This window comes from Leptospira tipperaryensis, from assembly GCF_001729245.1.
Classification (GTDB): Bacteria; Spirochaetota; Leptospiria; order Leptospirales; family Leptospiraceae; genus Leptospira; species Leptospira tipperaryensis.
In genome coordinates, this window is the sequence record NZ_CP015217.1 from 564527 (window position 1) to 579378 (window position 14852).

At 42.3% G+C, this 14852-nt stretch carries 17 protein-coding genes; 13 read left to right on the forward strand and 4 right to left on the reverse strand.

Going from position 1 to position 14852, the window contains the following annotated elements:
* The first annotated feature begins 42 nt into the window (after nt 1-42).
* From A0128_RS02755 to A0128_RS02775, 5 genes are all read left to right on the forward strand, one after another.
* On the forward strand, nt 43-717 hold the full coding sequence (locus A0128_RS02755; protein ID WP_069609064.1) for a response regulator: 675 nt from the start codon (nt 43-45) through the stop codon (nt 715-717).
* Nucleotides 718-927: 210 nt separating this feature from the next.
* Nucleotides 928-1365, forward strand: a complete 438-nt coding sequence (locus tag A0128_RS02760; protein ID WP_069609065.1) for a Spy/CpxP family protein refolding chaperone — start codon at nt 928-930, stop codon at nt 1363-1365.
* Nucleotides 1355-1906, forward strand: a complete 552-nt coding sequence (locus A0128_RS02765; protein ID WP_069606128.1) for an RNA polymerase sigma factor — start codon at nt 1355-1357, stop codon at nt 1904-1906. Before A0128_RS02760 ends, A0128_RS02765 begins: the two co-directional genes overlap by 11 nt.
* Entirely contained in the window at nt 1899-2168 is a 270-nt protein-coding gene (locus tag A0128_RS02770) for a hypothetical protein (protein WP_069606129.1), read from the forward strand. The genes A0128_RS02765 and A0128_RS02770 overlap by 8 nt, the downstream gene beginning before the upstream one ends.
* 408 nt (nt 2169-2576) lie before the next feature.
* Nucleotides 2577-2954, forward strand: a complete 378-nt coding sequence (locus tag A0128_RS02775; protein WP_069606130.1) for a hypothetical protein — start codon at nt 2577-2579, stop codon at nt 2952-2954.
* A 111-nt stretch (nt 2955-3065) separates the two neighbouring features.
* On the opposite strand, the gene A0128_RS02780 is transcribed toward A0128_RS02775, so the two are convergent.
* The 3 genes from A0128_RS02780 to A0128_RS02790 are packed head-to-tail and all read right to left on the reverse strand — an operon-like array spanning nt 3066 to nt 7005.
* Complete coding sequence (locus A0128_RS02780; RefSeq protein WP_069606131.1) at nt 3066-3938, reverse strand: efflux RND transporter periplasmic adaptor subunit; 873 nt, start codon at nt 3936-3938, stop codon at nt 3066-3068.
* 2 nt (nt 3939-3940) lie between these two features.
* Nucleotides 3941-6247: an ABC transporter permease gene (locus tag A0128_RS02785; RefSeq protein ID WP_069609066.1), complete on the reverse strand. Its 2307-nt coding sequence runs from the start codon at nt 6245-6247 to the stop codon at nt 3941-3943.
* 29 nt (nt 6248-6276) lie between these two features.
* On the reverse strand, nt 6277-7005 hold the full coding sequence (locus A0128_RS02790; protein ID WP_069606132.1) for an ABC transporter ATP-binding protein: 729 nt from the start codon (nt 7003-7005) through the stop codon (nt 6277-6279).
* Between the two features lie 136 nt (nt 7006-7141).
* On the opposite strand from A0128_RS02790, the gene A0128_RS02795 reads away from it, so the two are divergent.
* The 5 genes from A0128_RS02795 to A0128_RS02815 all read left to right on the forward strand — a co-directional run bounded on the left by A0128_RS02795 (nt 7142) and on the right by A0128_RS02815 (nt 11180).
* Nucleotides 7142-8278 carry a helix-turn-helix domain-containing protein gene (locus A0128_RS02795; protein ID WP_069606133.1) on the forward strand — a complete coding sequence of 379 codons (1137 nt, stop codon included), beginning with the start codon at nt 7142-7144 and terminating at the stop codon, nt 8276-8278.
* A 94-nt stretch (nt 8279-8372) separates the two neighbouring features.
* A complete protein-coding gene (locus A0128_RS02800) occupies nt 8373-9263 on the forward strand; it encodes a YHYH protein (RefSeq protein WP_069606134.1) in 891 nt (296 codons plus the stop codon).
* A complete protein-coding gene (locus A0128_RS02805; protein ID WP_069609067.1) occupies nt 9250-9810 on the forward strand; it encodes a toxin-antitoxin system YwqK family antitoxin in 561 nt (186 codons plus the stop codon). Before A0128_RS02800 ends, A0128_RS02805 begins: the two co-directional genes overlap by 14 nt.
* Nucleotides 9811-9828: 18 nt before the next feature.
* Nucleotides 9829-10548, forward strand: coding sequence for an SCO family protein (locus A0128_RS02810; protein ID WP_069606135.1), 720 nt, complete (start codon nt 9829-9831; stop codon nt 10546-10548).
* Between the two features lie 278 nt (nt 10549-10826).
* Complete coding sequence (locus A0128_RS02815) at nt 10827-11180, forward strand: single-stranded DNA-binding protein (protein ID WP_069606136.1); 354 nt, start codon at nt 10827-10829, stop codon at nt 11178-11180.
* A gap of 161 nt (nt 11181-11341) precedes the next feature.
* On the opposite strand, the gene A0128_RS02820 is transcribed toward A0128_RS02815, so the two are convergent.
* On the reverse strand, nt 11342-12286 hold the full coding sequence (locus A0128_RS02820) for a bile acid:sodium symporter family protein (protein WP_245667191.1): 945 nt from the start codon (nt 12284-12286) through the stop codon (nt 11342-11344).
* 115 nt (nt 12287-12401) lie between these two features.
* On the opposite strand from A0128_RS02820, the gene A0128_RS02825 reads away from it, so the two are divergent.
* The 3 genes from A0128_RS02825 (at nt 12402) to A0128_RS02840 (ending at nt 14623) form a co-directional block, all read left to right on the forward strand.
* Entirely contained in the window at nt 12402-12965 is a 564-nt protein-coding gene (locus A0128_RS02825; RefSeq protein ID WP_069606137.1) for a phosphoribosyl-AMP cyclohydrolase, read from the forward strand.
* Nucleotides 12966-13022: 57 nt separating this feature from the next.
* Nucleotides 13023-14039, forward strand: a complete 1017-nt coding sequence (mltG, locus tag A0128_RS02830) for an endolytic transglycosylase MltG (RefSeq protein ID WP_069606138.1) — start codon at nt 13023-13025, stop codon at nt 14037-14039.
* 326 nt (nt 14040-14365) lie between these two features.
* Complete coding sequence (locus A0128_RS02840) at nt 14366-14623, forward strand: hypothetical protein (protein ID WP_069606140.1); 258 nt, start codon at nt 14366-14368, stop codon at nt 14621-14623.
* The last annotated feature ends 229 nt before the right edge of the window (nt 14624-14852 follow it).

A 14852-nucleotide genomic window follows, 5' to 3' on the forward strand; every position in this document is an offset into this window, starting at 1 on the left:
CGAAAAGTGTAACGCTACTCTTGATTGGAGATTACGGAACTTATGAAAATCGCAGCTAACTATTCCATTCTTCTTGCGGAAGACGATGAAAGCAACGCAGAACTTCTCATTCGTCATTTGGAAAGATTCAATTTCGAAGTGGAACACGTGGTGGACGGAGTCGCGGCTGAAATCAAACTGAGAAAGCAACGTTATGATTTGATCATAACCGATAATAGAATGCCGAAACAAAGCGGACTCAGTCTTTTGGAAAGAATTCCGGAAACAAATCGTGCAACTCCGATTATCTTTTTAACGATAAGCAACGAAAAAGAAACGATCATTCAAGCGGCGCATAACAAAAAACTCATCGCCTATCTTTTGAAACCGGTAGATACTCAAATTCTACTGGAAAAGATTTGCCAAGGTCTTGGAATCCGAATGGATTCTCTCATTGATAAGAAAGCCTTTCCTTTCGAGATGCATCCTTTTTCAAACTCCGGTCACGGAGTAGGGATCGAGTTGAAGGGTTGTCCTTACGGTAAGAGCATTGAAAAACTCGTTCAGGAAATTTCTTTCTTTTTAAAGGAACTTCCAAGTTTGCGCAGTATTGTGATCAAGGTGAATCCTGAATTCTATTATTATAAGAATGGTGAACAATTGCTTTCCACTCTCAGAGACCGTCTTGCGATCAAATACGAAATCAAAAAGGAAGATATCAGCATTCTAAACGAATGAGAATTCTTTGGTAGCTTTCTATACGCGAGCTTTGGATCGAAGACGAAAAACGCTTTTATCCGTTCGGGAATCGTTACTTCGGAAGTCTTAAATTCTTTTTTCGCGAAAGGTTTCCATTTTTTTAATCAGAACGCGAAAAATTCTCCGTAAAAAAATTGGAACCTGAGTTTGGCGTTTTGGTCAGAGGATTAGAAAATGGGAGGAATCCAAATGAAAGGATTTTTTAAAGTTTCCGGTCTGATTCTTTTAGTCGCGGCGTTGTTTGTTGGGGGATGTAGATTTTATAAGTCTCCTGAAAAGAGAGCCGAGTTTGTTGTAAAAAAGATCAGTTCGGAATTGGATCTGAACGATTCTCAAAAGAAAGAACTCAACCGTATTAAGGACGAGGTTCTATCGAAAAGAAAGGAACTGAAACTGGAAGGACCAAGAATTCCTGCGGAAGCCCTTGCAGAGTTTCGTCAACCGACCTTGGATGAAAAAAAGATAAACAAGTCTTTTGAAGTAGAGATGGGAAAGATGACTGAGATGAGACAATTCATGACAAAAAAAGCGCTTGAGTTTCATGCGATTCTAACACCTGACCAAAGAAATAAATTTGTGGATTTGATTACAGAGTTTCAAAAGAAACATCATCACCATGATGACTGAGTCTGAATTTACAGATATCGTTAGTTCCACTAGGGACATTGTCCTCTCTGCGATTGAAAAAAACCTCGCAGAGAGGTTTTCTTATGCCATCGACGACGTGGCGCAAGAAACCTATTTTCGCGCGTACAAAGCCTTAAAAAAAGACCAGTTTCGCAAAGAATCAAAACTGAGCACTTGGTTGTATGCGATCGCCAGAAACGAATCCTTGAGAATGAACGATAAACTGAAAAGAGAAGAAGAGCGCGCGGATAAGTTGGCTCGCTCAAAAAAACCGGAAGACTTTATTACCGGGAATTCTAACTTAAACGGAAAGTCGGGTGATGCGGAGATTAATTCTCAGGAAGTGATCGGATTACTGCGTTCACTTCTGGTTAAAATTCCAGATAAATACAGAAGGGTTTTAGAATTCTACCTGGCGGGTTATACGGAAAAACAAATCGCGGAGACGATGGGAGTAAAACCGGGGACGGTAAAATCCAGGGCCGCGAGAGGCAAAGAGATGATGAAACGAGTTGGAACAAAGGAGAAATTTTATGAATAATCATAATTCCTCTCCTATGAAGGGAGAGATTTTAAAAAGAAAGCAGAATCAAGATTGGGTGAAACAAATTTCGTCTAACGTGGTTCGCAGGGATAAAAGAGAAACAAGAAACAAAAGAATCGTCGGCGCATCGTTGGTTCTCTTTTTAGGTTTGAGCGCTTACGTCGGTTTTTGGTTTCAGGATTCCATTTTGGATTCTCGAGATCAAGATCTTTTGAGCATCGGTGTTTTTGAAGAATTGGAAGAAGCGTTCAATCGTTAAGTTCGGAAGAAACTTCTCATTTTCTATGACCACTTCGCCTTAAGCCGGATCTTTCCGGCTTTAACTTTTTTTCCTCAAAGATCCAAACTCTTTTTAAATTCAAAGTAGATAAATTCAATATTTAGAATGTGTTTTTGATTCTTTTTTAAATTTTGTTTTTCTTTTAGATCGCAAAGATTCAAGAATTTGAGGAAAGTTCGCCGAACATATTCGAGAAAAAAGTCACTCCGATTTCAGACTGAAACGGGCTTTAAGTCCGAATCCATTCTTTTTTTCGGTAGAAACTTTGTTGGAACAAACAAAGCCGACGTTTCAAAAGATTCTTAAAAAAATCATTTTTGATTTCTTATGGGCAAAAAAAACCAGGGATTTGGATCCTCTTGCGTCTTCTTTCTCGAGGAGAATTCTATGTTTCATTTTTTGAATCGAATCGGATCGCTCGACACGGAAAGAAATAAAACTTCCGAAGTTATAGAAACGGCGGACGGAGGATGGGAAGGAGTCATTTTGGTCTGTTCCCAGTGTGCAGCTAAAATTCCAGGGGAAAGTTTTTTAGGAAAGAGTAGGATCAAAAATGAACTAAAATCTCTCATCCGATCCGAAAAAATCGTCGGAGTAAGAGTTCTCGAAGTTTCTTGTTTGAACGTCTGCGAAAAAAATAGAATCGCGGTTGCGAATACGTTTTCTTCCGAACCCGGTAAGAAGATCGCGATGGTTCCTGCTAAAACGAAGGCGCAACAGATTCTAAAATTTTTTGAAATCGCAAGAGAGGACTCCAATTTTTGAATATTCGAAGCTTTCTCTTTGCGAACTTTCGGCCCGCTGCGGTTTATTCGTTAAATTGCTAATTCATAAATCATAATTTACTAATGTTTTATTTTACGATGGCTCGATTTTTTATCGAATCTTTGCCCCTTCTTGAATTCCTTCTCCCGGATACAAAATCACCTCGTCGCCTTCTTTCAGACCTTCCACGATCAGAGCGTTTTCTCCGCTTCTGGCTTCCATCTTGACCTTGGTTTTTCTGGCCTTATTTTTCAACACCTGAAAGACAAACCAGTCTTCTCCTTCACGAAACAAAGCGGCGGTAGGGGCGATGATCTGATTTTCTTTTTTATCACTTATGATTTTACAACGAACCTGAAATCCTTCTCCCATTGCAGAAGGGGGAACAAAGTCCACAATCGCCCTGACCCTTTGTTCTTCCACTCCCAACGAAGAGATTTTTGTAAAAGCGGCGGGTTCGACCAAGCGCAAATTTCCTTCCAACTTTCCTCCTCCCCAGCCTTCGATTTCCACGGGATTTCCGCGATGAAGATGAACCGCTTCCTGCGTAAGAACCTCGGCCGCGATTTCCAAATGATCGGTATTGCCGACTTCGAGAAGAGGGGCTCCCATTTCGATCGGCCCTTCGCTTTCTCTTATCACCTTGAGCACCTTACCGCTGATAGGCGAATTTACGGATCGATCATAGTCCCACTTTACGATCGCAAGAGTTTCACCTTTGTTCACGGATTCTCCTGCGTGTTTATGAATTCTTTTGAGAACTCCACTTACCGGAGAGAAGATCGTAAATTTTTCCTGGACCCTGGTGATTCCTTCTTCCTCTACGATTTGTTGATAGGTTCCTCTGACTACCTTTGCGGTTTCGGAGACTACCGGTTTTGGTCTTAATAAAAACCATAAAATTAAAACGAGAATTCCAAGTCCGATTCCGATTTTGAATTTCCGATTCGAAATGATTGTCTTCCAGTTTTCTTTCCAATTCATAACTATTCCCTTATTTTAAGGATCGATAGAAGATCCATAGTTTTGATTTTCGAATACAAAATAAAATAACTCAATACGGAAGTTCCCAATGTCATAAGAATCGCGACCGCGTAAGTGCGATACGAAATGATCAGAGGAATTTTGAATCCTTCGGTTTCCACGGTGGTCATCAAAAGATAAGCAAAAGAATATCCTAATACACAACCGATCGGGAGAGAAGCGACGATCTCGACTCCTAATTCTCCGGCTAATATTTTAAAAACCTCTTCTCTTGTAAAACCGAGAATTCTCAGACTTCCGAGTTCGAAAATTCTTTCGGATAAGGAGATCATCGCGGTATTATAGACGACGCCGATTGAAATGACCGAAGCAAATATAAAAAGAATGACGGTTGTTGCAAGCGTGCTTCGTGACATCGTGTCCGTAAATACTTTGAGACTTCCGGCTCGAGTGGAGATTCCGGAAATTTTCGGAACGTCCTTCAGTCTGGACAATAAGGCGGCTTCTTCCTTTGCGTCAGTTCGTAAGGCGATGAGATTTACACTTTCTCCTTCACCTAACAACTGATTGACGGAGTAGAGATCCATATAAGCGCCTTGTCCTAATAGTTCTTCAACCAATCCATCCACTCGAACGGTTATCTTTTTTCGATTTCCTTCCAAGACTTCCATTTGAATTTGGGAACCGGTTTTGATTTTCATCTTCTCAGCAACTCCGGAATTTAAAAAAATTCCCGAGCTCGGAGGTGTGAGAATATTTCTTTTTTTTCCTACAAGTCTTCTTAACTCGGCCTTGTCCGGAATTCCTTGCAGAGCCATTTCTTTGGAAAGATGTCCGACTCGAATTCGAATCGGAATCATCCTGTAACCTTCCGCCGATAATACGGCCGGATCCTTTTGAAGATCGTCGACTGCGGTTTTGGAAACAGGTCCCAAAAAAGAAACGGTGATCGATTCCCTTTGGAGAAGGTCGAATTGAATTTCGATCATCGCATTCACCGCGTCGCGCGAGAACATTCCTAAAACCATGATCATTACCGAAGTTGAAATTCCGAGAATCGCGATCAAGGTTCTTGCCGGTCTTCTCGTTAAGTTTCTCAAAATCATTCGGGTTTGTGTGGAAAGTGTCTTTGTATACGTTTCGATCCAATTTTTTTGAAAGCTCATTGGAACGGGCGGTCGCATCGCTTGTGCGGGATCCAGTTTGAGAACTCTGAAAATCGAGTAAGTTGTTCCTAACGCGCCGGAAAGAATTCCGATCAAAATTCCCAATAACCCCAAGGAAGGATTGAAAATAAAAACAAGATGAGGAAATCGATAATACTCGGAGTAAAGATTTCTCATCGCGTCTCCGAGCCAGATTCCCACCAAAACTCCTAAAAAAGAACCGAACCCGCTGATCAATGAAATGATTTTGAGATAATGAAGTGCGATTTCTATATTCGAATATCCTAATGCTTTGAGAGTGGCGATTTGTTCCCTTTCTTTTGAGATGATTCTTGTGGAAACGATATGAAGTAAGAATGCCGCGACTCCGAGAAAAATCATCGGCAGCGAGTAGGCCATCGTTTTGAGCTGTTTGAATTCGTCTCTGAGAAAAGAATGAGAAGGAAGTTTGTCCCGGTCATAGGCGCCGTATCCGCCGTAAGGTTCCAAAATCTGATCGATTCTTTTGAGGACGGAAGTCCTCTGCGCTTCCGGTGCGAAGGTAAAAACCGCGTCGTTGAAGGCGCCGACCATTCCGAAAGCATTCTCCATTCCCTTTCGATCCATCCAGAGAATTCCGAAATGTTTATCGTCGGGCAAAGGATTGGTTCCTCGAAAAATATAAACGTATTCCGGCGAGAGTGCGATTCCGGTTATGGTAAGAATTTTTTTCTCCCCTTGTAAGATGCCTACGATCTGATTTCCGGGGACTAATTTATTTGCGAACGCGAACGCTTCGCTTAACAAAACCTCGCCGTCTCCTTTGGGCAGTCTCCCGGAGCGAAGGTTCGGAATGTTGATCCCTTTCGATAAGGATACAAATCTTCCGGAAGTGGGAAGAGTTTCATTCGGAATATCTAATACTGCTTCTTGAACGATTCTGGATCGGATCGTTCCGATTCCGGGAACGTCGGCAAGGTTTTGAAGAACGGATTCCGGCGCTCTCTTTAAGGAAACAAATCCTTGCGCGAAGTAAGAGGAAGAATAGAATTTCTCTCGCGCCGAAAAAAGGGAATCGTATGCGCTTCTGGATGCGACAAAAACTCCGACTCCCGCGGCGACGACCAATGCGATCGTAATTCCTTGGGCTTTGAGAGATCTCATTTCCCGAAAGACTTTTCGATCAAGGGTTTTCACCAGTTCAGTTCTTCCGTCGTTTTTTTACGGGAATTCTTTTTGTTGGAAATGATGGTTCCGTCTCTCATTTCTACGATTCGATCCGCCATCTGCGCGATCGTCGCGTTATGCGTGATTACAACGGTGGTAGTTCCCAATTCTAAATTTACTTTTGATATCGCATCCAAGACGACCCTTCCCGTTTTGAAGTCGAGGGCTCCGGTCGGTTCGTCGCAGAGTAGGACGTCCGGTCTTTTGGCGATCGCTCTTGCAATCGCGACTCTTTGTTGTTCTCCGCCGGACATCTGCGCGGGGAAGTGATCCTTTCTTTCGAGAAGTCCTACGAGCTGAAGCGCTTCTTCGGAAGTCATCGGATGAGAACTGAGTTCGGTCACTAAGGAAACGTTTTCAAGAGCCGTGAGGCTCGGAATTAGATTATAAAATTGGAATACGAATCCTACGTGATCTCTTCGATAGAGGGTCAGGTTTTCGTCGTCGTTTGCAAATAGATCGTGATCCTGAAATCGGACCTCTCCGGAAGTGGGAGTATCAAGACCGCCTAAAATATTCAGCAACGTGGATTTGCCCGAACCGGACGGCCCCAAAAGAACTACAAATTCTCCGGAGCGTAATTCGAGATCTACGTCGTGAAGCGCGGGGACTTCAATTTCTCCCATCTTGTAGATTTTTCCGATTTTTTTGGCCTCGAATACGATCTCTGATTTTTTCTGATTCTTTTGGGTCATCGTAGAAGGCCATTCTGTTCTTTTTTCGGACCTAAGAAAAGAAAAATAATTTTCTTAGGACTTGATTTACATCATCGGATTTTTATTCTTTCCGTAATTCAATCCGCTGTTTAACAAAAAGGAAATATTTTATTCTATGCCTCCCGTTGGTCCGCCGCATCCGCCGCCAGGCTTTCCCATTCCCCCGGTCGCGTTGACGATCACCGTCTTTGCGATTTTTGTCCTTTGGTTTAAAAGACATCGATTTTCCTTTGATCGATGGTTCGTCTTTTTCTTGTTAGCTCTGAGTTGTCTTCACTTTGCTCATCTCTTGAGAAGAGGTTTTGGAAGATCGTATTTTGATTTTTTTCACATTCCCCAGCTTCTATTGGGTCCTCTGTTTTTTCTCTATTTAAAAGACATCATCGGTGTCGGAGTGAGAAAGAAAGATTGGTTTCATTTTCTTCCGTATCTTGTTTTTGTTTTTCTCTTTTTCGGTTTTAGAATCTCGGAAGAATCGCGTTGGTTGTCCGATCTTTTTTTCGGTCCGGAAGGTTGGGTCTTGAAGAGATCTACTTTTGTATCCCTGCTTTTGTATTCCATTCTTAGTTATTATCAAATTTACGGAGCTGAAAAAGAACCGGTCAATCCCGTAATCGAATCTCTTCAATTCGGATGGCTCAAGTTTATGATCGTCCTTGTGTTTTTGATTTTGATCTATCAAACTATATTCTTTTTTTGGAATGAGTTTGCGGATTCTTCTTCCGAAAGAATTTTACCTCAGATTCGAGGATACGATATTCTTATCTTTACGATTCTATTCTCGCTTTTTGGCGTTCGTCAGAGTATGATCCATTCGGCGTGGCTTCTCGGGCGTAATGATTCTTATCCGATCGTTAAAAAGAGAAAGTACGAAAGATCGGGTTTGGAATCTGAAAAGTTAAACGAATACGCGACCGCGGTAAAAGAATTTATGGATCTCAAAAAACCGTATCGTGACAGCGAATTTTCTCTGGATCAATTGGCAGAAGAATTGAATCTTCCCAGAGCTCATATCACACAGGCCTTAAACGAAGTCTTGGAAACAAATTTCTACAATTTTTTGAACGAATATCGTGTTCGGGAGTTTATAGAGCTTTTGGATTCTTCCTCGGCGGAAAAAACTTCGGTTCTTCATCTGGCTTTCGAGGCGGGTTTCCATTCGAAATCTACGTTCAATCAGTCGTTTAAGAGAATTATGGGAACAACTCCTTCCCTCTATATATCCGAAAAAAAGCAAAAAAATGAGTCTTAGCCGATTGGTTCGGTCGACGATTTTCGTCCACTGGGTTATACTCAAGTGCCATTGAGGAAGCGTCCTCGTACGCTCGAAAAAAAAAGGAGAAAATATGATTCAAAAAACGATTCTTATACTTATGCTTAGCCTTTCTTTTCTACTTTGTAAAAAAGAAGAAGCGAACAACGATGTTACGATCGCAACTTTAGGCTTTATTGCCGCGACGGGATTCTGCAACGGAACTCTCGCTACTACCGGAACTGGGGTTTCCAAAGCGACCGCGACGATCGATTCTTCTTCCGGCTGTGTAACGGGTGTAACTACGTGTATGGACTCGGCGCTGCCGTCCTGGATCAAAGACAATTTTAAATGTTCTACGGCTTACGTTTCCGGTTCGAGTTACGTATTCAAATCTCAGAATGTTCCGAACACAAAGAGCTACTACTACGGTTCCACTTCTCCTTTGTTTGAAGCTCTTCCGGGAGGCAACACTCCGGCGGGAACCAATTCTATCTCCAGTCAAAAATTGGTTTATGCGATTCCTTCCACTCCTACGAAAGGAACCGGAACCGTGAGCACTCAAGGCGGACTCGTGTCCATCGGTATTACCGTAAACGGTCTTGCGATTTTCAACAACGCCGCGGCTCCTCCGGATAATCTTTCGGTCGAAGCGCTGACCTTTGACAACTTCGGCGGTCACCCTCAAAACCAAGGTGTTTATCATCACCACGCGGCTGTTACCAAGGTCAGCAATAACGACGCGAATTTGATCGGAATCATTTTGGACGGTTATGCGATTTACGGTGAAAAATGCGACAATGGAACCGCTGCAACGGGAGACGATTTCACTCCTACATTAGATTCTTTGCATGGACATACCGCGGCTACGGTTCACTTTTCGACTCCTACCTATCACTATCACTACGTTCTGGACGCGACCGCAACGATCAAAACTCTAATGGGTTCTTACTTTTACGGTACTATAGGAAGTGTTTCTAACTAAGACGCTTTCGATCTTTTTCGTTTTCTTGACGACCTTCTTTACGATCGGTTGTCAAGGAGGCGATACGATCGAATATTCCGACCCGAACCTTGCCTTATTTAAGGATAAGGTTTACTATAAACAAAAACCTTTCAACGGCCTAATCCGAAGGAATCTTCCGGTATTGGATGAGATTCAAACGACCGAGTTCAAAAACGGGCTCGAAGACGGAGAATATATTTCACAAAATGGAAGCGGACGTGTTTTGGAAAAAAGGACTTTCAAAGAAGGACTCAAAGTGGGAGTTCACCGCTCTTGGTATCAGAACGGGAACAATCGTTTTTATGCGGAATTCAATTCCGGTAAATATATCAACGACCACTGGGAATGGTATGACAACGGTAAGCCGTCCCTCTACGAGAAGTTCGACGAGAACGGCAAATTGGTCGTTGTGAAAAAGTGGAATCGTAACGGACAGATCTATATGAATACGGTGATCGCGAGCGACGGAAGTTCCGTCGGATTACCGGGAAGTAAGATTTGCGAACCGATCAAAAAAACGGATTAGAAATATTATGAAAGTATTATGAAAGTATTATGTATTATCTTGATTTTTTTCTTTTTAATTTCCTGCGATGAAAAGAAGGAAACATTCAATCCGGAGTTGACGTATTCTTCTTCTCCGAAGGATGGAATTCTCCCGTATTTCAAAAGTGACGTGATGGATCCGTTTTGGCCGGAAACAAACGAGGCATTGCCTTCCGATCTCAAAAGGGTTCCGGAGTTTTCCCTTGTTTCACATGAGAATCAAGAATTTAATCTCAAAAATCTTCGTGATAAATATACGTTAGTCGTCTTTTTCTACGCGAAGTGTCGGGGGATCTGTCCCATGATCACTCGAAATATGTTGAATTTTATTCCTAAGATTGCGGATCAAAAGGACGTCCAGATCGTTTCCATTTCGGTAAATCCTGAAATCGATACGGTGGAGATTTTGAAAAAATTCCGTTCTCTGTATAAGATTTCCCAGAGCCAATGGACCTTTCTCACCGGTTCTAAAAAAACAATTTTCAATCTCGCGAGAAATCAATTCGGAGCTGATATAAAAGTCATTCAAGGAAAGGACGATCTCAACGATTTCGTTCATACGGAAAACGTCTATCTAATCGATCGTAAGAATTATCTTCGAGGAGTTTATCGCGCCAAGGGTTCCGGGGATTTGGAAAGACTTTTGATCGAGTTAAACACTTTAAAAGAAGAGGATCGGAAGAATTCTCCCGTCGCAGTTTCAAAGTACGGCGCTTAAAAATGAAATTTTGATTTTTTAGACAGGGACATTTTTTTTCGTATTCTAAATCGAGCGGACTTGAAGTCCGTTTTCAAGCTTTTTTACAGATGAAACTTTGTCGTAAGAAGGATTCTAAAATTCTAATATATCTAACAGAGAAAAAATGAAACTGAAGAACTTCGAAAAAAAAGAATTCCTTCTAAAAAAAAATTCTAAAATTAGCTCCGCTCCGATCGGGCCTGGAACCGTAAGAGGCGAGGGGGAAAAACTGCCCCCTCGATCAGAGGAGAAAATCAATGAAAAACCTATCGCATATCATTCTGGACGGAAATCTCACCGCCGATCCGGAACTAAAAACTCTCAACAGCGGAAAGAGCGTAGCAACGTTTACTCTGGCCGTGAACCACGATTACAAATCGACCCCGGATCATCCGAGCGAGGTCTCGTATATCGAGGTGGAAGCCTGGGAGAAGCAGGCGGAGAACTGCCACGAATATCTCAAGAAGGGGAAAAAAGCGACCGTGATCGGAGAACTCAGGCAGGATCGTTGGAAGGCCCAGGATGGAGGCAACCGAAGCAAGATGAAGGTCGTCGTTCATACGGTCCGTTTTGACGGCTTACCGGGTAAAAGGGAAAAGGAAGCGGCTTAAATTTCTAAAGGGGAGAATCGAAAGATTCTCTCCTGCGGTCCGAAGCGCAGATTCAAATTAAAATTCTTGTGATCCTTGATCTCGTTAAAGAATTCGCTTCCTTATCGCTGAAACTTTTGTATTGAAGAATAAAAACCATTTCAATAATCGCTACATCTCAATCAGATCGAAACATTCTTCCAGCGTCTCCAAAAAAGGGAAGCGGGAAACGCCACTATATACATAAGAAAACCATAAAGTAGGATTGTGATTAGAACTCTGGGATCTCCCGTTTGTTCGTTCGCCAAGAGGAGAGCAAGAGAAAGATTTCTGATTCCACTCACGATTCCGATGCTCCGTCTGTCTTCAGGTTTCTCTCTAAATAAAAAAATTCCACTCATAAAAGAAAAGCCGGTCACGAGAACGATCGTGATCCAGATCGGAAATCCGAATTCTAAGATTTGTTCCCAGTATTTAAAAGCGAGATAGAGAATGGAAAATCCCAGCGCCAAGTTGCTGATTCGGAGGAGATAGGGAGAAATTTTAAGAGCGATTTCTTCTTTTCTCTTTCGAATCCACAATCCGATTCCTAAGGGAAGTCCAAAGAAGACGATTCCGATCGCCAATAATTTGGGGAGGACTCGAAGAGCTTTTTCGAGTTCGGAGAAAGAACTTCCGGCATAAAGCGTTATGAGAACGGGAGCCGTAAAGAGGCTGATAAAATTCAAAAGACTCAACATGGCCGCGCCGGTTCCGGGGGCTCCCTTTGCTTTTAAGATAAAAAGTCCCGCGGAGGCGCCTCCGCCCGAAGAAGCGCAGAGAAAGATTCCCAAGCTGATCGCCGGAGAGAGTTGAAAAACTTTGCAGAGGATAAACGCAAAGAGAGGAAGAAGGAGGAGATTGATAAAACAAACTCCAATTCCGATCTTAAACATTTTCTTTGTGGAATTCAATTGCTCCGAAGTGAGTTCGAGCCCGAGAGAACTCATCGAAGATAGGGCCAGAAGAATGAGCGCGGCTTCTAACATGGATTCTCCGTAGTATTTTTTCTTTCTATAAATTGCAATCAAAGATGCGGAAGTAGATTCTCCCGAAGTCCAAGAAAAGGAGGAGTTCCTACTTTTCAAGAAACTACGATCGAATTCGGTCCTCGCCGGAAGGGGAATCTAAAAATTTCTGTAAAGCTGGACTGGAACCGAATTCCGAAAATCCTGGTTCAGAGTAGAATCTCTCGAAAAATATATGAGTTCCCGCAAAATTACAGTTCTCAAAGTAAAAAGTCCCGAAAGAACGATCTCATCCCTCGCTCGCTTTTCCGAAGAAGAATTGGATCCTTACAGAAAAACTCTTCCTTCCGGAACTCGGGAAGAAGTGGATTGCGACGAGGATACGATTCTTTTTCTCCATCCCAGCTTTGATCCCCTGGAATTTCAGAAAACGAAGGAGGTCCTACATCTTCCGGATGGAGAAATGATTCCCGTGGTTGCGATCGATCCGAACGGAGAAATTCTTATGCAGGCATTTGGGAACGAGGAAAGTCAGAGATTGACCTTGGAAACCGGATTCGCCCATTATTTTAGCCGTTCTCGGAATCAGCTCTGGAAAAAAGGCGATACCTCCGGACATACTCAGAAAATTCTTCAGATTCTTTCCCCAAAGGACCGTTCCTTTTTGGTCTATCAAGTCGAGCAGAAGGTGGCGGCCTGTCACGAAGGATACTACAGTTGTTTTTTTAGAGAAAGAATGCCGGGAGGAGAATGGAATCCGCTTCCTGTCCCAAGAAATTTTCTTCCAGAAAAGAGCTAAAATTGCATTCTGACCTTGAACTCTCTTAAATACCGGTCGAAGGAAATATAAGAACTTATGAATTTTAAAAAACTTTTGATTTTCGCGGGACTCTTTGTAGGAGTTCTTCTTTTGATCGCGGTTACGACTTTTTTTGTCGTCGATGAACTCAAGGGAGGAGCCGTAGGTTCCGGCCAAACAAAGTTGGATCTTCTCATCGAATCCGGAGATACTCCGGGGAAGATCGTAGAAACTCTTTCCACTCACGGGATGATCAAGTCCTCGAAATACTTTCTCTATCTCGTTCGTTTTACAAGAAGCGCAGGAAAGATCAAACAAGGTCTCTATGAGATTAACGATGGAATGGATTCTCGAAAGATTCTCCAAGTGATCACCGAGGGAAAGGTAAAACTCGTAAACTTTACGATTCCGGAAGGTTATAACAATCGTCAGATCGGAGATCTTCTTACTTCCAAAAAGCTCATCTCGAAACGTCAGGATTTTTTACTCGCTGCGAGCGAACCCGAACTCTTGAGAGAATTTAAAATTCCTGCGACTTCTGCGGAAGGATATCTTTTTCCAGAAACATACAGCATTCCTATCAACTTTCCGGTGGATAAGATCGTAAGAATGATGATCAAAAGATTCTACGTTCGTATTCAAAAAATCGAAAAAGCTAAGAATCTTTCTCCCGCAGAACTTCATAAATTTGTAATATTGGCTTCGGTCGTGGAGAGGGAAGCTAAGAGAAACGAAGAAAGACCTCTGATGGCGGGAGTTTTTAACAATCGTCTGAAAAGAGATATGCCTCTCGAATCCTGCGCGACGATTCAATATCTTTTTGACAAACCTCACAGCAGAATTTTTGAAAAAGATCTAAAGATAGTTTCTCCCTACAATACCTATTTGAACAAAGGTTTTCCGCCGGGTCCGATTTCAAACCCAGGTTTTCCCGCGCTCGAAGCCGCGTTTTATCCAAAAGAATCCGAATATCTTTTCTTTCTCTTAAAAGGGGACGGTTATCATTACTTCGCTAAGACCTTGAAAGAACATTTGGAAGCGAAGAAAAAATACATAGACGTTCTGTACGACTGAGTAAAGAAGAATCATTCTTCAAGGCCAGCAATCCGTCTGGGAGAATGATTCTAAAAAGCCTCCGAATCCTTTTAAAATTTTTTTGAAACCGATTTTGTTTGAAGAAGAGGAAATTCTTTTCTTTATGAATTTGCAAAGTAGGGCTTTTCCGAAATTGTATCTCAAACGGACTTCAAGTCCGTTTGCAAGCTTTTTTCCGAAAGAACAATTTGTAGGAACAATCTGTGTGGGATCTCCTAATTTCGAGAGATTTGAAGCTCAGACTCTAAAATTCTTCTGTACAGAAAAGGAATTCTCAGGCCGAATTAAAAAGTAGGGAATTCAAAATGGCAACTCCTGATTTAGAAATCAAAACAGTCACTCAAGAACTGATGGAAGTTCAGAGGGCTCTCAATGTATTCCGAGAAAAACAGAAGAATCGCGAATCCGTAGATGACGCGGCGATTGAGTTCGTAACAAAGGCCGATTTGGTAATTCAGAGAGCTGAGAGAAAAGAAATCTTTTTGACGGAAGACCAAAAGAGAAAGATCAAAAATAATCTTCTTCGCATTCGGGCTTCTCTCGTTCGTAATCAGGCTTCGTAAGAAGTCCTTCTCTCCCAATCTCTCCATTAAACTTCGAATCTGAAGAATAGAATTTACCATTCAACGGAAGAAGGATCCGAGCAAAAAGATGCAGGAGTTCCTACAAAACGGGGACTCACTTTCTTACTTGCAAAGAAAGCATTTCTGTGCTAAGGAACGTTTTGGCAAAACTTCCCACGAAGCCCACCTCCACCACCCTAACTCGGGCGGGGGCGCGCGACTTTCACGG